19 protein-coding genes are annotated in these 21,151 nt (G+C 73.1%); 7 read left to right on the top strand and 12 right to left on the bottom strand.

Going from position 1 to position 21,151, the window contains the following annotated elements; translation table 11 throughout:
• Positions 1-23 precede the first annotated feature (23 nt).
• Positions 24-509, top strand: a complete 486-nt coding sequence (locus KJK29_RS18405; RefSeq protein WP_215124340.1) for an Lrp/AsnC family transcriptional regulator — start codon at positions 24-26, stop codon at positions 507-509.
• 3 nt (positions 510-512) lie between these two features.
• Here KJK29_RS18405 and KJK29_RS18410 read toward each other — a convergent pair whose 3' ends face one another.
• Positions 513-1,103, bottom strand: coding sequence for a TetR/AcrR family transcriptional regulator (locus KJK29_RS18410; protein ID WP_215120254.1), 591 nt, complete (start codon positions 1,101-1,103; stop codon positions 513-515).
• Positions 1,100-2,617, bottom strand: coding sequence for a 3-hydroxyacyl-CoA dehydrogenase (locus tag KJK29_RS18415; RefSeq protein ID WP_215120255.1), 1,518 nt, complete (start codon positions 2,615-2,617; stop codon positions 1,100-1,102). The genes KJK29_RS18410 and KJK29_RS18415 overlap by 4 nt, the downstream gene beginning before the upstream one ends.
• 160 nt (positions 2,618-2,777) lie before the next feature.
• On the opposite strand from KJK29_RS18415, the gene paaN reads away from it, so the two are divergent.
• The gene (gene paaN, locus KJK29_RS18420; RefSeq protein ID WP_215120256.1) at positions 2,778-4,469 is read left to right on the top strand and encodes a phenylacetic acid degradation protein PaaN; all 1,692 of its coding nucleotides are present in this window, start codon (positions 2,778-2,780) and stop codon (positions 4,467-4,469) included.
• Here the strand turns inward: paaN and KJK29_RS18425 are convergent.
• Genes KJK29_RS18425 through KJK29_RS18435 form a run of 3 tightly spaced genes read right to left on the bottom strand, consistent with a single transcriptional unit; the run spans position 4,466 to position 7,172 of the window.
• Positions 4,466-5,206, bottom strand: coding sequence for a TrmH family RNA methyltransferase (locus KJK29_RS18425; protein ID WP_215120257.1), 741 nt, complete (start codon positions 5,204-5,206; stop codon positions 4,466-4,468). The two genes, paaN and KJK29_RS18425, sit on opposite strands and share 4 nt — an antisense overlap.
• On the bottom strand, positions 5,203-6,420 hold the full coding sequence (locus KJK29_RS18430; protein WP_215120258.1) for an HTTM domain-containing protein: 1,218 nt from the start codon (positions 6,418-6,420) through the stop codon (positions 5,203-5,205). Before KJK29_RS18430 ends, KJK29_RS18425 begins: the two co-directional genes overlap by 4 nt.
• On the bottom strand, positions 6,417-7,172 hold the full coding sequence (locus KJK29_RS18435) for a DUF5819 family protein (RefSeq protein WP_215124341.1): 756 nt from the start codon (positions 7,170-7,172) through the stop codon (positions 6,417-6,419). Before KJK29_RS18435 ends, KJK29_RS18430 begins: the two co-directional genes overlap by 4 nt.
• A 280-nt stretch (positions 7,173-7,452) precedes the next feature.
• On the opposite strand from KJK29_RS18435, the gene KJK29_RS18440 reads away from it, so the two are divergent.
• A complete protein-coding gene (locus KJK29_RS18440; RefSeq protein ID WP_215120259.1) occupies positions 7,453-8,586 on the top strand; it encodes an acyl-CoA dehydrogenase family protein in 1,134 nt (377 codons plus the stop codon).
• Between the two features lie 37 nt (positions 8,587-8,623).
• Here KJK29_RS18440 and KJK29_RS18445 read toward each other — a convergent pair whose 3' ends face one another.
• The 4 genes from KJK29_RS18445 to KJK29_RS18460 all read right to left on the bottom strand — a co-directional run bounded on the left by KJK29_RS18445 (position 8,624) and on the right by KJK29_RS18460 (position 12,154).
• Entirely contained in the window at positions 8,624-8,953 is a 330-nt protein-coding gene (locus KJK29_RS18445) for a rhodanese-like domain-containing protein (RefSeq protein WP_215124342.1), read from the bottom strand.
• Between the two features lie 65 nt (positions 8,954-9,018).
• On the bottom strand, positions 9,019-9,888 hold the full coding sequence (locus tag KJK29_RS18450; protein ID WP_370869143.1) for a hypothetical protein: 870 nt from the start codon (positions 9,886-9,888) through the stop codon (positions 9,019-9,021).
• 59 nt (positions 9,889-9,947) lie between these two features.
• A complete protein-coding gene (locus KJK29_RS18455) occupies positions 9,948-11,381 on the bottom strand; it encodes a DUF2252 domain-containing protein (RefSeq protein ID WP_215120260.1) in 1,434 nt (477 codons plus the stop codon).
• Positions 11,382-11,488: 107 nt separating this feature from the next.
• On the bottom strand, positions 11,489-12,154 hold the full coding sequence (locus tag KJK29_RS18460; protein ID WP_215120261.1) for a ScbR family autoregulator-binding transcription factor: 666 nt from the start codon (positions 12,152-12,154) through the stop codon (positions 11,489-11,491).
• 172 nt (positions 12,155-12,326) lie between these two features.
• Here KJK29_RS18460 and KJK29_RS18465 point away from each other — a divergent pair, with 172 nt between their 5' ends.
• Positions 12,327-13,424: a ScbA/BarX family gamma-butyrolactone biosynthesis protein gene (locus KJK29_RS18465; protein WP_215120262.1), complete on the top strand. Its 1,098-nt coding sequence runs from the start codon at positions 12,327-12,329 to the stop codon at positions 13,422-13,424.
• A complete protein-coding gene (locus KJK29_RS18470) occupies positions 13,421-14,344 on the top strand; it encodes an NAD-dependent epimerase/dehydratase family protein (RefSeq protein WP_215120263.1) in 924 nt (307 codons plus the stop codon). Before KJK29_RS18465 ends, KJK29_RS18470 begins: the two co-directional genes overlap by 4 nt.
• 13 nt (positions 14,345-14,357) lie before the next feature.
• Here the strand turns inward: KJK29_RS18470 and KJK29_RS18475 are convergent, their stop codons facing one another.
• The 3 genes from KJK29_RS18475 to KJK29_RS18485 all read right to left on the bottom strand — a co-directional run bounded on the left by KJK29_RS18475 (position 14,358) and on the right by KJK29_RS18485 (position 17,723).
• Positions 14,358-15,605: a cytochrome P450 family protein gene (locus tag KJK29_RS18475; RefSeq protein WP_215120264.1), complete on the bottom strand. Its 1,248-nt coding sequence runs from the start codon at positions 15,603-15,605 to the stop codon at positions 14,358-14,360.
• Positions 15,606-15,802: 197 nt separating this feature from the next.
• On the bottom strand, positions 15,803-16,462 hold the full coding sequence (locus KJK29_RS18480) for a response regulator transcription factor (RefSeq protein ID WP_215124344.1): 660 nt from the start codon (positions 16,460-16,462) through the stop codon (positions 15,803-15,805).
• Entirely contained in the window at positions 16,452-17,723 is a 1,272-nt protein-coding gene (locus tag KJK29_RS18485) for a sensor histidine kinase (RefSeq protein ID WP_215120265.1), read from the bottom strand. Before KJK29_RS18485 ends, KJK29_RS18480 begins: the two co-directional genes overlap by 11 nt.
• Positions 17,724-17,882: 159 nt before the next feature.
• Here KJK29_RS18485 and KJK29_RS18490 point away from each other — a divergent pair, with 159 nt between their 5' ends.
• The gene (locus KJK29_RS18490; protein WP_215120266.1) at positions 17,883-18,605 is read left to right on the top strand and encodes an ABC transporter ATP-binding protein; all 723 of its coding nucleotides are present in this window, start codon (positions 17,883-17,885) and stop codon (positions 18,603-18,605) included.
• Positions 18,606-18,657: 52 nt separating this feature from the next.
• Entirely contained in the window at positions 18,658-21,108 is a 2,451-nt protein-coding gene (locus KJK29_RS18495) for an ABC transporter permease (RefSeq protein WP_215120267.1), read from the top strand.
• The last annotated feature ends 43 nt before the right edge of the window (positions 21,109-21,151 follow it).

Here is a 21,151-nt window from a genome sequence, read left to right on the forward strand (position 1 = left end):
CGGCGCAGGTGGCATCTGAACAAATGGCCGAAGGACAGGACGTCGGCGGTGTGCTGCCGCCGCCGCGGCCCCTGGACGCCATAGATCAGGACATCCTGCGCATGCTCCAGGCGGACGGCCGCGCCTCGATACGGTCGGTCGCCGAACGGGTGCACGTCTCGCGCGCCAACGCCTACGCCCGCATCAACCGTCTCGTCGAGGACGGTGTCATCCGCGGCTTCGGCGCCCGCGTCGACCACCAGCGGGCCGGTCAGGGGACGTCCGCGTACATCACGCTGAAGATCGTGCAGAACTCCTGGCGCACGGTGCGCGAGGAGCTCAGAGAGCTGCCGGGCGCCTCCCACATCGCCCTGGTGGGCGGGGACTTCGACGTGCTGCTGCTGGTGCACGTCTCCGACAACCGGTCCCTGCGCGAACTGGTGCTGACCCGCCTCCAGGCGATCCCGCAGGTGCTCAGCACCCGCACGCTGCTGGTGTTCGAGGAGGAGGACCTGGAGCCGCAGGGCTGAGGCTCAGGCGGCCTTCCGGAGCCCTCCGAACGCCAGCCGCACCACCGCGTCGGCCACCTCGCGCTCGTTCATGCCGCGCCCGTCGGGCCGGTACCACTCCACGATCGAGTTGATCATTCCGAAGACCAGCCTGGTCACCAGCCGGACCTCTATGTCGCCGCGCACATCCCCGTCCGCGGCCGCCGCCTTGATCAGGTCGGCCACCCGGTGGTCGAAGTCGCGCCGCCGCTCCAGGGCCCACCGCTCGGTGTCCGTGTTGCCGCGCACCCGCAGCAGCAGGGTCACGTAGGGCAGCTCGGCTATGAGCACCTCGACCATGCGCCGCACGACGTACTCCAGGCGCTCGGCGGACCGCCCCACGCGCGCGTGCTCCTCGTCGAGGATCCCGAAGAGGCCGTCCAGGGCCCGGCTCACGGCGCGGCGCAGCAACTCCTCCTTGCCGGCGACGTGGTGGTATATCGACGACTTGGAGATACCGGCCGCCTTGGAGAGGTGCTCCATGGAGGTGCCGTCGTAGCCGCGCTCGTTGAACACCTGGACGGCGACGGACAGCAGGGTGTCCGGGGTGTATGTGTCGCGCTTGGCGGTGGTCATGAGGCTGGGCCCTCCCGCTTGTCGGAGGCGTGGGCGTGGCGGTACAGCGCGAGGGACGGCGTGTAGCGCCCCGAGGGGTCGCGCATGTGCAGATCGTCCAGCAGCGCGTAGGCCCAGTAGCGGCCGAGTTTCCGGCTCCACTCGAAGGGGCCCAGGGGGTAGTTGACGCCGAGGCGCATCGCGGTGTCGATGTCCTCCTCGGTGGCCACACCCTTGGCGACCGCGTCGTGCGCCAGGTCGATGATCCGCGCGACCGTACGCGCGACGATCATGCCGGGGACGTCGCCGATGAGGCTGACCCGCTTGCCCATCGCCTGGAACAGGCCGATGGCCTCGGCGAGGGTCTGTGGGGAGGTGTCCTGGGAGGCGGACAGGGCGATCCGGGTGGCCTTGCGGTAGTCGAGGGCGAGGTCGAAGTAGACGACGTCCCGGAACTCCACCGAGGTCTGCCCGTCGGCGAGGGCGAGCTGGCCGCCGCTCGGCAGCACCATGCGGGTGCCGTTGTCGTCGTCCTCCTCGCGGACCGGGATGCCCGCCTCACGGGCCATCGCGAGCAGGTCGGACGCCGGACCCAGGTCGCCCTCGGCGACGACGTACGCCGGCGGCTGCCGCCGCTCCGCCGTGTCCGGATCGGGGCGCTCGGCGCCGTCCTGGTGGTCGTACCAGCCCTGGCCGGTCTTGCGGCCCAGCCGGCCGGACTCGACCAGGCGCCGCTGGGCGAGGGACGGCGTGAAGCGCACGTCCTGGAAGAAGGACTCCCAGACCGACCGCGTCACCGACTCGTTGACGTCCTGGCCGATCAGGTCGGTCAGCTCGAACGCGCCCATCCGGAAGCCGCCCGACTCGCGCAGCACGGCGTCGATGGTGGCCGGGTCGGCGCCCTGCGCCTCGTACACCGCGAAGGCCTCGGCGTAGAAGGGCCGGGCGATGCGGTTGACGATGAAGCCGGGGGTGTCCGCGCAGGCGACCGGCGTCTTGCCCCAGGCACGGGCGGTCTCGTACGCGCGCGTGGCCGACGAGACGTCGGTGGCGAACCCGGAGACGACCTCGACCAGCGGCAGCAGCGGCGCCGGGTTGAAGAAGTGCAGGCCGACGAAGCGGCCGGGGGAGCGCAGGGCGCCGCCGATGGCGGTGACGGACAGGGACGAGGTGTTGGTGGCGAGCAGGCAGTCGTCGGCGACGATGCCCTCCAGCTCGCGGAACAGGTCCTGCTTGACGTCCAGCCGCTCCAGGACCGCCTCGACGACCAGGACGCAGTCCGCCAGCTCGGCGAGGGCCTCGGCGGGCAGCAGCCGGGCGCGGGCGGCGTCCCGGTCGGCGGCGGTGAGCCGCTCCTTCTCGACGAGCCGGTCCAGGCGCGCGCCGATCTCGTCGGCGGCCTCCCGGGCCCGCCCGGGGACGGTGTCGTACAGCCGTACCGGATGGCCCGCGACCAGCGCGACCTGGGCGATTCCCTGGCCCATGGTGCCGGTGCCGACGACGGCCACGGGGCTGCTGAGGTCGAGTGCTGTCATGTGCGCGATCCTCCCGCACGGGGTTTTCCACAGATGCGGCGGACCCCCTTGAGCCGACCGATCGTTCGGTTACTCTAGCTGTGTCCGAGTGTTCCTGCCCAGGTTTCTGCCCAGGTCATGAACTCGACGAAGAGTTCTTGAGACGAGGAGATGGTCACCCATGACCGCCGCACTCTCGGCGCACGAGCTGATCGCCCGGCACCGGTCCACCCTCGACCAGGCGCTGGAAGCGATCCGCACGCGCGCCTACTGGTCCCCGCACCCCGAGCACCCCAAGGCCTACGGGGAGCACGGCAGCCTGGACGCCGCGGCGGGCAAGGCCGCCTTCGACGCCCTGCTCGGCTCCCGCCTCGACCTGGGCCAGCCCGGCACCGACGACTGGGTGGGCGGCGAGACCTCCCCGTACGGCCTCGACCTCGGCGTGACGTACCCGCACGCGGACCTCGACGTGCTGCTGCCCGCCATGAAGGCCGGACAGCGGGCCTGGCGCGACGCGGGCGCGGAGCAGCGCGCGGTGGTCTGCCTGGAGATCCTCAAGCGCGTCAGCGACCGCACCCACGAGTTCGCGCACGCGGTCATGCACACCTCCGGCCAGGCCTTCATGATGGCGTTCCAGGCGGGCGGGCCGCACGCGCAGGACCGCGGCATGGAGGCCGTGGCGTACGCGTACGTGGAGCAGGTGCGCACCCCCGACAACGCCGAGTGGACCAAGCCCCAGGGCAAGCGCGACCCGCTGGCCCTGACCAAGCAGTTCACGCCGGTCCCACGCGGCATCGCCCTGGTGATCGGCTGCAACACCTTCCCGACGTGGAACGGCTACCCGGGCCTGTTCGCCTCCCTCGCCACGGGCAACGCGGTGCTGGTCAAGCCCCACCCGCGCGCGGTGCTGCCGCTCGCGCTCACGGTGCGGGTCGCGCGCGAGGTGCTCGCCGAGACCGGCTTCGACCCGAACCTGGTCGCGCTGGCCGCCGAGCGCCCCGGCGAGGGCATCGCCAAGACCCTGGCGACGCGCCCCGAGATCCGGATCATCGACTACACGGGCTCGACCGAGTTCGGCGACTGGCTGGAGGCCCACGCCCGCCAGGCGCAGGTCTACACGGAGAAGGCCGGCGTCAACACCGTCGTCGTCCACTCCACGGCCGACTACAAGGGCATGCTCTCCAACCTGGCGTTCTCGCTGTCCCTGTACAGCGGCCAGATGTGCACGACCCCGCAGAACCTCCTCGTCCCCCGGGAGGGCATCTCCACCGACCAGGGCCCCAAGTCCTACGACGAGGTGGTCGCCGACCTCGCCAAGTCGGTCGACGGCCTGCTCGGCGACGACGCCCGGGCGAACGCGCTGCTCGGGGCGATCGTCACCCCGGACGTGAAGGCCCGTCTGGAGGCCGCGGCCGGTCTCGGCGAGGTCGCCCTGGCGTCCCGGGAGATCACCAACCCGGACTTCCCGGGGGCGGTCGTCCGCACCCCGGTGATCGTGAAGCTGGACGGGGCCAAGCCGGACGACGAGGCCGCGTACATGAGCGAGTGCTTCGGGCCGGTGTCCTTCGCCGTCGCCGTCGACTCGGCCTCCGACGCGGTGGAGTTGCTGCGGCGGACCGTCCGGGAGAAGGGTGCGATGACGGTCGGGGCGTACACGACCGACCCGGAGGTCGAGCGGGATGTGCGGGAGGCCTGTCTGGAGGAGGCGGCGCAGTTGTCGCTGAATCTGACGGGTGGGGTGTATGTGAACCAGACGGCGGCGTTCTCCGACTTCCATGGGTCGGGCGGGAATCCGGCGGCGAGCGCGGCTCTGTGTGACGGGGCGTTCGTGGCCAACCGGTTCAGGGTTGTCGAGGTGCGGCGGGAGGCCTAAAGACTTCCGCAGCTCCAGTGGTACAGCGTCATCGCCACACTCGTCGCCAAGTTGTAGCTGCTGACCTGCGGACGCATCGGCAGGGACAGCAAATGGTCGGCACGCGCGCGGAGTTCCGGTGACAGGCCCGTGCGTTCCGAGCCGAACGCGAGGACGGCGTCGTCCGGGAGCTTGATGCCCCGGATGTCGTCGCCCTCGGGGTCGAGGGCGAACAGCGGGCCGGGTGGGAGGTCGGGGACCTCCAGCCGTTCCACCGCCGTAGCGAAGTGCAGGCCCGCGCCGCCGCGCACGACCGTGGGATGCCAGGGGTCGACCGTCCCGGTCGTCACCACACCCGTCGCGCCGAAGCCGGCGGCCAGCCGGATCACCGCCCCCGCGTTGCCGAGGTTGCGCGGGTTGTCGAGGACCACGACCGGGGTGGTGCGCGGCGAGTGCGCCAGCCGCGCGAGGTTGGACTCGCGCGAGGGACGCACGGCGAGCGCGGCCACGGCGGTGGGGTGCGGGCGCGGCACCAACGACGCGTACGTCTCGTGCGGCACCTCCATGAGCAGCGCGCCCAGCGCGTCCCGTACGTCCGGGGCCAGCTCGTCGGCGAGGGCGAGCGCCGCCGCCCGGTCGGCGGTGACCGCCACCGGCACCTCGGCGCCGAACCGCACCGCGTGCTTGAGGGCATGGAAGCCGTCGAGCAGGACGGTGCTGCCGGCGAGCCGGTGCCAGACGGTCACGGGGTCGGTCATGCCCCGAAGCCTACGTGCGTGTCCCGGGAGCCCTCGGGGGCGTGCTGTTCGGGCACGGGCACGCGCCCGCCCCGCCGGCGCGGCAGCCGGTCACGCGCGCGGGCCGCCCCGCCGCCCAGTCGGCGCAGGAAGGACGTCGGCAGGAACACCGCGTCCGTCGCGATCATCGCCAGCGAGAAGAACGGCAGACCGAGGACAACGGCAATCACGGCGTGCTCGATGATCATGAGCGCCAGCAGGACGTTCTTCACCCGCCGGTTGAACAGCGTGAACGGGAAGGCGACCTGCACGAGGACCGTCCCGTAGGTCACGAGCATCACCATCGTGCCGCTGGAGGCCAGCAGGTCGGCGAGGGCCGGCCAGGGCGAGAAGTACTCCAGGTGGAGCGGGTAGTAGACGGCCGTGCCGTCCTGCCAGCGGGAGCCCTGGATCTTGTACCAGCCGGCCGTCGCGTAGATCAGGCACGCCTCGGCCATGATCACGAGCAGGGCGCCGTTGTGCACGATGTTGGCGACGACGTCGAGCAGGATCCGCGGTTCGCCGGACTTCACACGGCGCCCGGCCAGCCACCACAGGGCCTGCGCCACCCACACGGTCCACAGCAGCACGGGTATCAGCAGGTCGTCGCCGTCCATCCGCCCGGCCAGGGTCGCCGCGAGCAGCACGGCCCCGAGCACGACCCACAGGGCCGGGCCGGTCCGGTCCGTGATCCGCTCGCCGCGCGCGGCGGCGTCCCGGGCGCGCGCGGCCCGCCGGGCGTCCAGCGACCACACCTGGGCGCAGCGCGTGAAGACCAGGTAGATCGACATCAGGTGCAGCACGTTGTCGCCGCCGTCGCCCATGAAGACGCTGCGGTTCTGGAGCGACAGCACCCCGACCATGAACAGCACCGACATGGTGCGGGTGCGCCAGCCCAGCAGCAGCAGGACGCCGGACAGGATCGCGAGCGCGTAGACGAACTCGAACCAGAGCCGCCCGTCCGACCACATCAGGGTGGTGAAGGCCTTGTTGTTCCCGATGAGCTGCTCGGCGAGACCCCAGCTCCAGGGCCCGTCGGGACCGTAGAGCTCATGGCGGTGGGGCAGCTCGCGCAGCAGGAACAGCAGCCAGGTCGCGCTGAAGCCGATACGGATCACGGCCGTCTGGTACGGGCCGAGGGCGGCCTCGGTGACCCGGGCGATGCCGCGCGAGACGGCCAGCGAGAAGCGGTTCACCGCACGCCTCCCCGGGCCTCGTCCCGCGGCACCGGCCACCAGGGCAGCTCCCGGTAGGACGGCGTCGTGGACACCTTCTCCCGGCTCCACTTCGGCGGGGGCACATTGGTGGTGCGGGAGCGGACCTGGACGCGCTCGATCACGCCGCCGTCCCCGGCCGAGGCGCCCGCCGCGTCGTCGCGGTCGAGGCGCATGACCACGATCCGGCGCAGATACGACTCGGAGAGCGAGCCGCGCAGGCCCACCGGGCGGCTCTCGCTGTCGTGCGTCGCGGTGAAGAAGTCCCAGGCGCGGCGCAGCTCGTTCTGCTGGGTGTGGCTGGGCAGCAGATTGCCGTCGATGGCCCGGCCGTCCTCGGCGGACAGGTCGTACCAGCCGGTACTCAGCCTCTCGCCGTCCGCGCCGCGCACCTCGGCGCGGGCCTGGATCGAGATGTTCTGCTGGAGCGGGTTCGGGGCGAAGAGCTTCCAGTTCTGCTCGAACTCCGGATAGATCCAGTCGTCCACGGCCCGGCCGTGCTCCTTGGTGACCGTGTTCGCCGGCGCGACATGCAGGAACGTCATCGCGATGTGCACACAGACCCCGATCGCGACGACCGCGAGCGCCAGCGCGACACCGATCTGGTACGGGAGGGAGAGCGCGGCGATGCCGGAGCGCGGCGGGTCGGGCGGACCCGGCTCGGCGAGCCCCGACGGGCCGGGCGGGCCGTCCGGCCCGTGCCGGGCGTTCGAGCCCTCGTCGTACGCGTCCAATTCCGCCCCGTTCCAGATCCCGGTCCCTCGTACCGCCCGCACAACGCCGCGCGGCGTCGGCACGGGCACGGTACTCAGGCCACCCACCCCGGCACAGCCCCTGTCCGCCGGTCCCGGCCGTGGCCGTCACCACACTGCGGAGCCGACCGCGCGGAAGCCGACCGTACGGCAGGAGTGACACCCTACGGCGCCCGCCCGTACACCCATTCCCTTCTTCTAGAACCTGTTCTATCTTGACGCCCCGTCAGCTCAACGGGATCGGCCCGGAAGGACAGGCACCGTGGACTTCACCTTCACCGAGGAGCAGCAGGCGGCGGCCGAGGCGGCGAAGGGCGTGTTCGCCGGGGTCGCCCCGGACGCCGTGCCCAGCCCCGCCCTCGCCCCCGGCGCTGTCGCCGACACCCACGACCGCGCCCTGTGGGCCCGGCTCGCCGACGCGGACCTGCTGAGCCTGCTGCTCGACGAGCGGTACGGCGGAGCCGGACTGGACGCCATCGCGCTCTGCCTGGTGCTGCGGGAGTCGGCGCGGGTGCTGGCCAGGGTGCCGCTGCTGGAGAGCGGCGCGGCGGCGGCCGCCGTCCAGGCCTTCGGGAGTGACGAGGCGAAGTCCGCCCTGCTCGCCCGGGCCGGCCGGGGCGAGATCGTGCTGACCGTCGCCGCGCACGGCCGCACCGGCCACGACCCGGCCGAGCTGGCCGTGACCGCACGGCAGGACGGCGGGTCCTGGGTGCTGGACGGGGTGCAGACGGCCGTGCCGTGGGCCTACGACGCGGACGTCACGGTCGTACCCGCCCACACCGCGACCGGCCGGACCGTCCTGGCCCTGGTGCCGCGCGACCACCCCGGGGCCGTCCTCGCCGAGCAGTTCTCCACCAGCGGTGAGCGCCTCGGCGAGCTGCGGCTGGAGTCGGCCCGGCTCACCGCCCGGGACGTCATCGACGCCGACGGGGCGTGGGAGTGGCTGCGGAACCTGCTGGCCACCGGGACGTGCGCGCTGGCCCTCGGGCTCGGGGAGCGCGTGCTGCGGATGACCGCGGAGTACACGGGCAAGCGGGAGCAGTTCGGCTTCCCGATCGCCACCTTCCAAGCCGTCGCCGTACAGGCCGCCGACCGCTACATCGACCTGCGCGCGATGGAGGCCACGCTGTGGCAGGCCGCGTGGCGGATCGCCTCGGGGTCACCGGGCGCGCTGCCCGCCGCCGGTGATGTCGCCGTCGCCAAGATCTGGGCGGCGGAGGGCGTACGCCGGGTCGTGCAGACCGCGCAGCATCTGCACGGCGGGTTCGGCGCCGACGTCGACTACCCCCTGCACCGCTACCACGCCTGGGCCAAGCACCTGGAGCTGTCGCTCGGCCCGGCCGCGGCACACGAGGAGGCCCTGGGCGACCTGCTGGCGGCACATCCGCTGGCCTGAACGCCCGGAGAAACCTGAACGCCCGAGGAAAGAGGCGCTAGAGGACGAACCCCGACTGCCCGTCGTCCGTCACCACGGGACGGCCCGCCGCCTCCCACACCTGCATGCCGCCGTCGACGTTCACCGCGTCGACGCCCTGCTGGGCCAGGTACATCGTGACCTGGGCGGACCGGCCGCCGGAGCGGCAGATCACATGGACGCGGCCGTCCTGCGGGGCGGCCTCGGTCAGCTCGCCGTACCGGGCGACGAACTCGCTGATGGGGATGTGCAGCGCCCCTTCGGCGTGACCGGCCTTCCACTCGTCGTCCTCCCGGACGTCCAGCAGGAAGTCGCCGTCCTTGAGGTCAGCGACCCCGACCGTGGGCACACCAGCTCCAAAACTCATACGTCCGACGCTACCCGACCCGCCCCACGGGCCGGACGGGACGCGGCTCAGCCCTCGCCGAGCAGCGTGGCCAGCTCCGACTCCCGCTCGGTGACCTGGGTGCGCAGCTGCTGACCGATCTCGTCCAGGAGCCGGTCCGGGTCGTCCGGGGCGAGCTGGAGCATGTGGCCGATGGCGCTCTCCTCCAGCTCCTTGGCGAGCAGGGCGAGCAGTTCCTTGCGCTGGGCGAGCCACTCCAGGCGGTTGTAGAGCTCCTCGGCGCGGCTCGGGCCCCGCTTCAGCTCCGGTCCCTTGGCCCACTCCTCGGCGAGCTCGCGCAGCTCCGCCGCGTCGCCGCGGGCGTAGGCGGCGTTGACCCGGGTGATGAACTCCTCGCGCCGCTCGCGCTCCTTCTCCTCCTGGGCCAGGTCAGGGTGCGCCTTGCGGGCCAGGTCCCGGTAGAGCTTGCGGGCCTCCTCGCTGGGGCGGACCCGCTGCGGGGGCCGGACCGCCTGGTCCGTGAGCATCGCCACGGCCTCCGGGAAGAGGCCGCTGTCGTCCATCCAGCCGTTCAGCAGCTCCTCGACGCCGGGGATCGGCGCCAGCCGCGATCTGGCCTCCTCCGCGCGCCGCAGATCGTCGGGGTCGCCGCTGCGGGCGGCCCTGGCCTCCAGGATCCGGGCGTCCAGGTCCTCGAGCCGGGCGTACAGCGGGCCGAGCTTCTGTTCGTGCAGCCGGGAGAAGTTCTCGATCTCGACGCGGAAGGTCTCCACCGCGATCTCGTACTCGATCAACGCCTGCTCGGCGGCCCGCACGGCCCGCTCGAGCCGCTCCTCGGGCCGCGCGGCGTCACCTTCGGCGTGGGCCGCGTCGCCCTCGGGCGTCACCCGTTCCTCATCGGCGCCGCCACCGCCCTGCTCAGCTTCCGGGGTCGTCACCCGACCAGCCTAGGCCACACCTCACCCCGGGCGGCCACGCGCCGGAAGCACCTCAGGGGTCACACCCCCAGCTCCGCGGCGACCTTCCCCGCCCGCACCCCCTCGACCAGCTCCGCGTGATCCGCCTCGGTACGGTCCGCGTAGGCCACGGCGAACCCGGCCATCGCCTCGTCCAGCTCCTCGCTCTTGCCGCAGTACCCGGCGATGAGGCGAGGATCGGCGCTGTGGGCATGGGCCCGGGCCAGGAGCGCGCCGGTCATCCGGCCGTAGTCGTCCATCTGGTCGGGAGCCAGCTCGGCCGGATCGACGCTGCCCTTGCGGTTGCGGAACTGGCGGACCTGGAAGGGGAGGCCGTCGACCGTCGTCCAGCCCAGCAGGCTGTCGCTGACGACCTGCATCCGCTTCTGGCCCCGCACGACCCGCCGGCCCTCGTGCACGGCCTGAGGCGCCTCGAAACCGGCCGTCGCCAGATGCGGCACCAGCGCCGAGGACCGCGCCTCCTTCACCTGGAGGACCAGCGGCTCGCCCCGGTGGTCCAGGAGCAGCACGACGTAGGACCGGGTGCCGACGCTGCCGGTGCCGACGACGCGGAACGCCACATCGTGCACCGCGTACCGGGCGAGGAGCGGCAGGCGGTCCTCCGGCAGGGTGCCGATGTACTCCTCCAGGGAGGCGGCGACCGCCGCGGCCTCCGCGTCCGAGACGCGCCGCAGCACCGGCGGGGCGTCGACGAACCGGCGCCCTCCGCCCGGCGTGGCCTGCGTCGACTTCGCGGCGAAACGGCCGCTCGTGTTGTGGCGGGCCTTCTCGGAGACCCGCTCCAGGGTGCCGAGCAGGTCATGGGCGTCCGCGTGGGAGACGAGTTCCTCGTCCGCGATGGCGTTCCACGCGTCCAGGACCGGGAGCTTGGCCAGCAGCCGCATGGTGCGGCGGTAGGCGCCGACCGCGTCGTACGCGGCCTTGCGGCACCGGTCCTCGTCCGCTCCGGCCTCCCGGCCCGCGAGCACCAGGGAGGCCGCGAGGCGCTTGAGGTCCCACTCCCAGGGGCCGTGCACCGTTTCGTCGAAGTCGTTCAGATCCATGACGAGGCCGCCGCGCGCGTCGGCGTACAGACCGAAGTTGGCCGCGTGGGCGTCGCCGCAGATCTGGGCGCGGATCCGGGTCATGGGGGTGCGCGCCAGGTCGTAGGCCATGAGGCCGGCCGCTCCGCGCAGGAACGCGAACGGGGTGGCGGCCATGCGGCCGACGCGGATCGGGGTGAGCTCGGGGAGCCTGCCGCGGCCCGACTCCTCGACCGCGCTCACCGCGTCGGGGCGGGAGGCGTCCAGGTCGAGAACGGCGTGCGCGCCGCGCTGGACCCGCTTGCGCAGGGCCTTGCCCTCGTCCTTGGGCGACCCCGCGGACGGCCACTCGGCGAAGCCGCGCACCCGCGGAAGCCGACGGTCCGCCCCGTCCTCCGCCATGCTCTCGGAACCCACACCGGCCCTGGTCATCCCAACCGCCTCCCCCGCACGCGCACGAACATCAACTCGTGCCGACCGTACATCCGGGCGGCTGAAACGCGTCAGACCCTGTGGACAACTCCCCGGCTGTGGACAACTCACGCGGGAGCGGGCTGCACCTGCCCTTGCGACACCTGCGCCACCTCGGCGAGCAACCGCTCCACCCGCCCCACCGAGACATCGATCCGGGCCAGCACCGCGGGCACGCAGATACTCGGCAGGAAATGCTCGAACAACACGACGACCCGGCGTTCCAGATCCTGCCGCTGGCAGCGCAGCTGGGACAGGAGCTGGACCCCCGAGAAGCTGCCGACCAGCAGTTCGGCCGTCTCCGCCACGTCGACGTGCTGCAGCAGTTCGCCCTGAGCCTTGGCCTCGGTCAGCCGCTGCACATTCTGTTCGAACCACATCCCGAAGGCCTGTGCGCGGTCGAGGTCCATGGCGCCCTGGTCGAGGGCGAGCCCCACACTGGCCCGCACCAGCGGCTCGGACCGCAGCCGGCGGGCCAGCACCAGACCGGAGTCGACGAGTTCCTGGAGCTTGCTGGACTGCGGCGGGAGGGTGATCGCGAGCTGTTCCTCGAACACCCCGACCGCGAGCTCCTCCTTGGAGCCGAAATGGAAGTACAGCGCGCCTTTGGTGACGCCCGCCCGGTCCAGGATCTCTCCGATGGTCGCCGAGGTGTAGCCGCGTTCGTCGAAGACGGCCGCCGCCGCCTCCAGGATGGTCCGCCGGGTGCGGATCGCGCGCTCCTGTCGCGCCATCGGGTGCCTCCTGATCTCCGTCGATCCCTGTGAAGTCACTGTGCAGCGGGGGCGCGGGAGCCTGTCCCAGCGGCTTGGCTCACCCTTTGAAAAAAACCGGCTCGTCCGTATGTTAGTCAAACGTCCACATCACATACCGATCGCAGCCAGGCAGCCGATCCTGGGGGTTCTCATGCCGCAGACTGGGCCTTTAGGCGCACCCACGGACGATCAGACCGGACGCGGGGCCCCTCCGGCAAACAGAACCGTTGCGGCCGTCGAGAACGCGCCACAAACCGAGCGCGAGCCCCACCCCGCCGACACCCCCGAGCGCGGGCCGCACACCACCCTCACGCCCGAGCGCGGGCCGCACACCGCCGGCCGCACCACCGGCCGCGCCGTCACCACCGCCCTCGCCCATCGCACCACCGACACCGACGTCTTCCCCACCCGGTGGCGCCGAATCTCCGACACCCGCTTCCGCTTCACCGCGCACTGGCCGGCCGCCCACCCCTTCTTCGGCCCCGTCGACGACCGCCACCAGGACCCGATGATCGTGGGCGAGACGCTGCGGCAGGCCTCGATGGTGCTCGCCCACGCCGAGTTCGGCGCCCCGGCCGACACCCACTTCGTCATGTGGGACCTGACGGTCCGGGCCGACCCGTCCGCGCTGACGCTGTCGGACGCCGCCGAACCGGTCGACATCGACGTCGTGTGCTCCGAGGTGCGCCGCCGCGGCCGCGGCCTGAGCAGCATGCGGACGACGATGGAGTTCCGCCGCGCCGGACGCTTCGTCGCCCGCGGCACCGGCAGCACCGGCTGCACCTCGCCGCTCGCCTACCGCCGACTGCGCGAGCGGCAGTTGACGGCCCTGGAGACTCCGGTGCCGCTGCTGGAGGGCATCGCGCCCGAGCTGGCGGGCCGCTCCCGCGCCGAGGACGTCGTACTCGCCCCCGCCGACCGCCCCGGTGTCTGGCTGCTGCGCGTGGACACCCGCCACCCGGTCCTCTTCCCCCGCCCCAACGACCATGTGCCGGGCATGGTCCTGTTCGAGGCGGCCCGCCAGGCGGCGACCGCCGCGACCGGCCGGCACCCCTTCCTGCCCCGCGCGATGACGGCCCGCTTCGCCCGGTACGCCGAGCTGCACAGCCCCTGCCGGCTGGAGACCGAGGTGCTCGGCGCGGACCCGGGGGAAGTGACCGTACGGGTCTCGGGGCGGCAGGGCGGCGAGTCCGTCTTCACCGCCACCCTGACCTCCGCACGGCCCGTGCGGGTACGGTCGCTGTCGTGACGGCCAACCTTCTGATCACCGGCGCGAGCGGCTTCGTCGGCAGCCATGTGGCCGCCGCCGCCCGGCAGCGACCCGGTGTGCGCGTACGGGAGTTGTCCCGGCGGACACCGCCCGGCCCCGCATCCGTCCACGGCGACCTCGGCGACCCGGCCTCCCTGCGCGGCGCCTGCGCGGACACCGATGTCCTGGTGCACTGCGCCACCCGGATCAGCGGCGACGCCGAGACCCTCGAAGCCGTCAACGACGTGGGCACACGAGCCCTGGTCGAGGAGGCGGTGCGCGCCGGGGTGGGCCGGATCGTGTACGTGAGCACGGCCGCCGTGTACGGCCGGGGCCCCTTCCGCGGCGTACGCCCCGGGGAGGTGCCGATCGCGCCCGCGTCGGCCACCAGCCGCACCCGGGCCGCCGCCGAACGGCACGTCCTGGACGCGGGCGGCCTGGTGCTGCGGCCGCACCTGGTCTACGGCGAGGGCGACCGCTGGGTCGTCCCCGGACTGGTGTGGCTGCTGGGCGAGTTGTCGGCGACCCTGACCGGCTGTACGGCGCTCCAGTCGATGATCGACGTGGACACCCTGGGCCGTGCGGTGGCGGCGGCGGCCCTGTCCCCGGCGCACGACGGCGGAGTGCACCACGTCAACCACCCCGAGCCGGTCGGGATCCAGGAACTGCTCGGCGCCGTGGGCGCGCGGTTGGAGGTGCCCGGCGCCGACGCCTCGGTGGATGTCGCCACCGCCCTGGAACGGGCCGCCGGGACACCGCTCGCCCTCCACCACCTCGGCATGCTCACGGTCGACCACTGGTTCGCGGACGACGCCTTCTGGAAGGACCTCGACTGCTCACCCGGCGAGGGCTTCGCGGCGGAATTCACGCGGGCGGCACCCTGGTACCGCTCGTTCCTCCGGGACCGGGGCGCCACCTGACCCCACCCGCGTCTTACGGACGGGTGCCGTGGAGCAGTACGGGCAGTTCCTCGTGCCCCGTCGAGATGATGGAGCGCAGCCGCTTCGGCGGGCGGGACGGGTCGGCCAGGGCCAGTCGCGGGAAGCGGTCGAAGAGGGACGTCAGGGCCGCCGTCGCCTCGGCCATGGCCAGCGGGCGGCCCAGGCAGTGGTGCACGCCGTGGCCGAAGGAGACGTGGTCGCGGCTGGTGGCGCGGGTGAGGTCGAACCGTTCGGCGTCCGGGCCGTGCCGCTCGGGGTCGCGTCCGGCACCGGCGAAGGAGACCACGAGCGGGTCGCCCTTCGGGATCGTCAGGCCCGGCTCGATCTCGATGTCCTCGACGGCGTAGCGCAGACCCGACATGGCGCCCGGCGCTTCGAGGCGCAGCGACTCCTCCAGGGCGTCCTCCCAGGTCGCGCGGCCGGAGCGGACCAGTTCGAGCTGCTCGGGGTGGGCGAGCAGGCTGTGCACGGTGTTGTCGATGAGGTTGACGGTCGTCTCGAAACCGGCGGTGAGCAGCAGGATCAGGTTGTCCATCAACTCCTGTTCGCTGAGGCTTCCTTCGTCGCGGGCGGCGATGAGGGCGGTCGTCAGGTCGTCGGCCGGGTGCGCGCGCTTGTCCTGGAGGAACGCGGTGAGCGTGCCGTACAGCTCGACCCCGTTGGCCTGGGCGTCCTCCAGGGAGATCGCGGTGTCGAAGAAGCGGTCGATGATGCGGTACAGGGCCGCGCGGGGGCCGTCCTCGCCGGGCGGTACACCGAAGAGTTCGCACACCACCTCGTGCGGCACCGGCGCCGCGAACGCCGCGCGCAGGTCGACGACTTCGCCCTCCGGGATGCGCTCCAGGTCGTCCAGGGCCCGGTCGACGATCTCCTGGACGCGCGGGAGCAGCGCGTCGACGCGCCGCTTGGTGAAGGCGGCGGCCATCGGCTTGCGCAGCCGGGTGTGGTCGGTGCCGTAGGCGGTGACCATGTTGCGCACCGAGACCCAGATCGCGAGGGGCCAGGTGCGGGAGATGTCCCCGTTGATCCAGGCGGGCCAGTGCCGGAAGGCGTCCTTGCTCGTCTCGGGGCCGGCCAGCAGCCGCTTGTTCAGCTCCAGGCCGTTGATCCACCACGCCCGTACGCCGCCGGGCAGTTCCACTTCCACGGCCGGGCCCTGGTCCCGGATCCGGGATATCTCGCCGTAGAGGTCCTGTCCTGACGGGTCGATCGTCAGGAAGGGACAGGCCTGCTGTGCCATGACACTTCGCTCCTCGGTCCAGAGGCTGGGGAACCATGGTGCGATCCGGCCATCGAAAAAACTTGCCATCCGGTTTGTTTTGGCCACTGCTTCACAGAGTGTTGGCCAGGGACAGAGGAGGCACGGACGGAGCAGACAGGGACAGAGGAGGCACGGACAGAGCGGACGGGGACAGGGCAGAGCCTGTCTCGGCGCCGCTACGCCCGCAGATACGCCAGCACCGCCAGCACCCGGCGGTGGGTCTCGTCCGCGGGCGGCAGGTCGAGCTTCATGAGGATGCCGGAGATGTGCTTGCCCACGGCCGCCTCGGAGACGACCAGTTCGCGGGCGATCGCGCCGTTGGACCTGCCCTGCGCGATCAACGCCAGCACCTCACGCTCGCGCGGGGTGAGCCGCTCCAGCGGGTCGCGGCGGCGGCGCAGCAACTGCCGTACGACCTCCGGGTCGACGACCGTGCCGCCGTCGGCCACCTCGCCGAGCGCCTCCACGAACTCCTCGACCTGGCCGACGCGGTCCTTCAGCAGATAGCCGACGCCCGTGCCGTCGCCGGAGTCCAGCAGCTCGGCGGCGTACCGGCGCTGCACGTACTGGCTGAGGACCAGGACGGGCAACGTGGGCCGCTCCTCACGCAGCCGTACGGCCGCGTGCAGGCCCTCGTCCTGGAAGCCGGGCGGCATCCGTACGTCCGTCACGACCACGTCCGGCGCGTGCTCCCCGACCGCCGTGACCAGCGCCTCGGCGTCCCCCACGGCGGCGACGACCTCGTGCCCGCAGCGGCCGAGCAGCCCGACGAGCCCGTCCCGCAGCAGCACGCTGTCCTCGGCCAGGACGACGCGCAGCGGCCGGTCAACTCGCAGGCTCACAAGGGATCTCCACACGCAGCAGGGTCGGTCCGCCGGGCGGGCTGGACAGGGTGAGTCTGCCATCGAGCACCGACACCCGGTCGGCGAGTCCGGTCAGTCCGCTGCCCGCACCGGCCCGCGCACCGCCGCGCCCGTCGTCGCGGACCAGCAGGAACAGCCGGCCGTCGCGATGCCCGCCGCTCACCTCCGCCCGGCTCGCCCCGCTGTGCCGGCCCACATTGGCGAGCGCCTCGCACACCACGAAGTACGCAGCGGCCTCGACGGCCTGGGAGAGCCGCCCGGACAGCTCCAGATCGACGTCCACGGGCACGGCCGAGCGGTCGGCGGCGTCGGTGACGGCGGCTTCGAGTCCGTAGTCGGCGAGGACCTTGGGGTGGATGCCGTGGATGAGCTCGCGCAGTTCGGCGAGGGCCGTGCCCGCCTCCTCGTGGGCCTTGGCGAGCTGGTCGGCCAGCGGGCCGGGCGGGGCGTCGAGACGGGCCAGGCCGAGCGTCATCGTCAGGGCGACGAGCCGCACTTGCGCCCCGTCGTGCAGATCGCGCTCGATCCGCCGCCGTTCCGCCTCGAAGGCGTCCACCAACCGCACCCGGGACCGGGCCAGTTCGACCACCCTGGCCCCCAGGTCGGCCTCGCGCGGCGCGATCAGCAGCCGCGTCAGCCCGGCCCTGGCCCCGGCCACGACCCCCAGCAGATAGGCGCCCAGGACGAGGAGGACCAGCCCGAGGAGCGCGAATCCGAACGCGGCCGGCCAGCCGGTGACGAGCCACACCTTGAGCACCTTCGCCTCACCGAAGACGGCCAGGAGCACCGGCGTGGCGACCACGGTCAAGGGGCACAGCAGCCCGACCGCGAGCGCGAGCGCGTCGACCGGCCACAACAGCCCCGCGAACAGCAGGGCGTGGCCGAACTCCCGCCAGGTGGCCCGCTCCCGCAGCCGCGTCGTCAGCCAGGCCCGCAGGCCCGGGTCGCCGGGCGGCTCGTGCGGGTCGGGCGCCGGCTCCGGGTCGACCAGCCGCAGCCGCAGCCGCTCCAGCGCCGCCACCGGGATGCCCGCCAGGACCGTGCACAGCAGCAGCGGCAGCCCCACCAGCGCGAGCGCCAGCACCCCGCCCGCGACCGCCGACAGCACGATGCCCACGAGTAAGACGACTCCGGTCAGCGTGCCTGTGAGCAGATACCCGGCGGACCGCCAGGGCCACGCCGACAGCGCGTAGCCCGGGCGGGACAGGGCCTGCCACACGTTCCTTGGGTGCATGGAGATCACCGTAGAGGCCGGTCGGGGGCCCGGCCATGGGCTCGGACGGAGGCCCGGGGGTATGCCTGGCCCTACCCCGGATCTAGGTCCCGCCGCACTGCGCCGGCCCGCCCTCGCGGGATTCAGTTGAAGCCCGGTCAGTCGACACGAGGTAGGGACATGAACGCCATCCAGCTGGACTCGGTCACCAGGACGTACGGAGCCGTCACCGCACTCGACGGGGTGTCGCTCTCCTTCCCCGCCGGGACCTTCACCGCCGTCATGGGCCCCTCCGGCTCCGGCAAGTCCACCCTGCTCCAGTGCGCCGCGGGCCTGGACCGGCCCACCTCCGGCTCGGTCACGATCGGCGGCACGGAACTGACCGGCCTGAGCGAACGGCGGCTGACCCTGCTGCGCCGCGAGCGCGTCGGCTTCGTCTTCCAGGCGTTCAACCTGCTGCCCTCGCTGACCGCCGAGCAGAACGTCGCCCTGCCGCTGCGCCTGGCCGGCCGCCGCGTCCCGAAGGCCCGGGTGCGTCAGGCACTCCAGCAGGTCGGCCTCGCCGACCGGGCCCGGCACCGACCGTCCCAGCTCTCCGGCGGCCAGCAGCAACGCGTCGCCCTGGCCCGGGCGTTGATCACCCGCCCCGAGGTCCTGTTCGGCGACGAGCCGACCGGTGCGCTGGACACCCGGACCGGGCGTGAGGTGCTCGGGCTGCTGCGCGCCATGGTCGACCGCGAGGGCCAGACGGTCGTCATGGTCACCCACGACCCGGTCGCCGCCGCGCACGCCGACCGCGTGCTCTTCCTCGTCGACGGCCGCGTCCACGGGGAGTTGACCGACCCGGACGCCGAGACGGTCGCGGCCCGGATGACTCGCCTGGAGGCCGCGCCGTGCGCGTGACCCGCCCGAGGACCACCGCCATCCACACACCCCACCACCCCGAGGCCCTCCCATGCTGAGCATCGCCCTCCGCACCCTGCGCACCCGCTGGGTCACCTTCACCGGCAGCTTCGTCGCGCTCTCGCTGGGCGTCGCCCTGCTCACCGTGATGGGCCTGGCCCTGGCCTCCTCCGCCACCGCCCCGGAGCGCGGCCCCGAGCGCTTCGCCGCCGCCCCGGTCGTCGTCAAGGGCCAGGACACCCTGCGCGTACCGACCCCGATCGGCGACCGCACGTCCCGGCTCGCCCACCCGCGCCCGGTGCCCGCCGCGGCGATCGAGGAGTTGCGGATGCTGGGGCCCGTCGTCGCGGACCGCTCCTTCCCCGTACGCGCCGCGGACGCCCCCGCCGACCTGGTCGGCCACCCCTGGTCCACCGCCGCGTTCGCCCCCTACGACCTCGCCACCGGCCGCGCGCCCCGCACCGCCGACGAGGTAGCCGTCACCGGCGACTGGGCCCGCCCCGGCCTGCAACTCCGCACCGACCGGGGCACCGTACGTGTCGTCGGCACCCTGACCTCCCGCGGCTTCGAGAACGCCGTCTTCTTCACCGACGCCCGCGCCGCCGAACTGTCCCCTCCGATCTACCAGTTGGCGGTCACGGCGGACCCGGCAGCCGCGCGGAAGGCCGTGGGCGACAGCGCCCAGGTCCTCACCGGGAACGCGCGCCGCCTCGCCGACGCCGATCCCGACCGGGACAGCGAGGCGCTCACCGCGATGAACTCCCTGTTCGGCACCGCCGGGGGCGTCACCGCGTTCGTGTCGGTGTTCGTCGTGGCGTCGACCTTCGCCTTCGCGGTCGCCCAGCGGCGCCGGGAGTTCGCCCTGCTGCGCACCGCCGGGGCGACCCCGGGCCAGATCCGCCGGAGCGTCCTCGCCGAGGCCCTCGCCGTCGGCGCCCTCGCCTCGGCCGCAGGCTGCGCCCTCGGCTCCTACGCGGCACCGCTGCTGGCCGACCGGGTGGCCGCCGAGGGCCTCGCCCCGGCCTGGTTCACCATCGGCGACCACACCTGGCCCTACCACGTGGCCTTCTGGACCGGCCTGCTCGTGGCCCTCGGCGGAGCGACCGCGGCCTCCTGGCGGGCCGGGCGCACCGCCCCCACCGCAGCCCTGCGCGAGGCCTCGGCGGACAGCGGGACCCTGACCCCCGGCCGCCTCCTCTGCGGTGCGGCCCTCCTCCTGACGTCCGCCGTGACGCTCGCCCTCGCCCTCACCGACGCCCCGGGCGACCTCCTCCAGCGCAAGACGTACATCACCCGCCCGATGCTGCTGATCACCGCGACCGCCCTGCTCGCACCGCTCTTCCTGCGCCCCCTGACCCGGCTGCTGACCTGGCTGCCCGCGCTCCTGCCCGGTGCCGGCGGGCTGCTGGTCCGCGAGAACACCGCCGCCGGGGTACGCCGCACCGCCGCCCTCGCGGCCCCCGTCCTGGTCACGGTCGCCCTCGCGGGTTCCCTGCTCGGCGCCACCGGGACCCTCAACACGGCGAAGGCCACCGAGGCGAGCGAGCGCACCACCGCCGCCTTCGTCGTCACCCCGGCGGCCGGAACGACCTTCGACACCGCGACCCTCCGCAGACTGCGAGCAGTACCGGGAGCCGAGGTGTCACCGACGTCCACGACGGCCGTCCACGTCCTGGAGGACGGCGTGGCCCTCGTCCGCTCCGAGGCCCGCGCCGCGACCCCCGCCCTCCTGGCGGCCACCGCACGCCTTCCGCTCAGCGCGGGCAGCACGACCGACCTCGACGACGACTCGATCATCGTCAACGAGGAGTGGCAGGAGCACCGGGTCGGCGAACGGGTCCGGGTGTGGCTCGGCGACGGCACACCGCGCACCCTGCGGATCGCCGCCGTGATGTCCACCGGCACCGGCGACAACGGCGTCTACGTCACCCCCCGCAACGCCCCGGGCGCCACACCCGACCGCGTCGACGTGGCCCTGGCCGACGGCGCGAACCCGGACACCGTCGCCACCGCCCTGCGCCAAGCGCTCGGCACCGGGAACGGACAGGTCCTCACCCGCCAGGAATGGCTCGACGCCACCGCCCCCGGCACCAACCGCACCACCCGCCTCGGCCTTCTGCTCGTCCTCGGCATCGCCCTCCTCTACACGGGCATCTCCGTGGCCAACACCACGGTCATGGCCACCTCCGACCGGATCCGCGACCTGGCCGTGCTGCGGCTGACCGGCGCCACCCGGTGGCAGGTCCTGCGTCTGACGGCCGCCGAGGCCCTCACCGTCGTCGCCGCCGGCACGCTCCTCGGCCTCCTCGCCGCCGCCCTCAACCTCGCCGGCATGTGGAGCGCCCTCGCGCTGCTCTCGGTCCGTCCCGCCCTCACCCTCCCGTGGCAGGCCCTCGGCACGACGGCGGCCGCCTGCACCCTCCTGGCCGTCGTCTCCGCCACGCTCCCCGCGGCACTCGCCCTGCGCCGCCGCCCGGTCGAACTGGCAGGCGTACGGGAATGAGACCCCGAGAGCGGGTGGATCTCATCATGAGACCAACAGGCAG

Origin of the sequence: Streptomyces koelreuteriae (assembly GCF_018604545.1) — a bacterium.
GTDB lineage: Bacteria > Actinomycetota > Actinomycetes > Streptomycetales > Streptomycetaceae > Streptomyces > Streptomyces koelreuteriae.

Bases quoted from the DNA above. Each gene is read 5' to 3' on its own strand.
- KJK29_RS18460 (WP_215120261.1), bottom strand. From the start codon at position 12,154: ATGGCGCGACAGGAGCGCGCGATCCGCACCCGGCGGACCATCCTGGAG.
- KJK29_RS18465 (WP_215120262.1), top strand. From the start codon at position 12,327: ATGCCGCAGACTGGGCCTTTAGGCGCACCCACGGACGATCAGACCGGA.
- KJK29_RS18415 (WP_215120255.1), bottom strand. From the start codon at position 2,617: ATGACAGCACTCGACCTCAGCAGCCCCGTGGCCGTCGTCGGCACCGGC.
- KJK29_RS18455 (WP_215120260.1), bottom strand. From the start codon at position 11,381: ATGACCAGGGCCGGTGTGGGTTCCGAGAGCATGGCGGAGGACGGGGCG.
- KJK29_RS18410 (WP_215120254.1), bottom strand. From the start codon at position 1,103: ATGACCACCGCCAAGCGCGACACATACACCCCGGACACCCTGCTGTCC.
- KJK29_RS18425 (WP_215120257.1), bottom strand. From the start codon at position 5,206: ATGACCGACCCCGTGACCGTCTGGCACCGGCTCGCCGGCAGCACCGTC.
- KJK29_RS18495 (WP_215120267.1), top strand. From the start codon at position 18,658: ATGCTGAGCATCGCCCTCCGCACCCTGCGCACCCGCTGGGTCACCTTC.
- KJK29_RS18485 (WP_215120265.1), bottom strand. From the start codon at position 17,723: ATGCACCCAAGGAACGTGTGGCAGGCCCTGTCCCGCCCGGGCTACGCG.
- KJK29_RS18490 (WP_215120266.1), top strand. From the start codon at position 17,883: ATGAACGCCATCCAGCTGGACTCGGTCACCAGGACGTACGGAGCCGTC.
- paaN (WP_215120256.1), top strand. From the start codon at position 2,778: ATGACCGCCGCACTCTCGGCGCACGAGCTGATCGCCCGGCACCGGTCC.
- KJK29_RS18405 (WP_215124340.1), top strand. From the start codon at position 24: ATGGCCGAAGGACAGGACGTCGGCGGTGTGCTGCCGCCGCCGCGGCCC.
- KJK29_RS18475 (WP_215120264.1), bottom strand. From the start codon at position 15,605: ATGGCACAGCAGGCCTGTCCCTTCCTGACGATCGACCCGTCAGGACAG.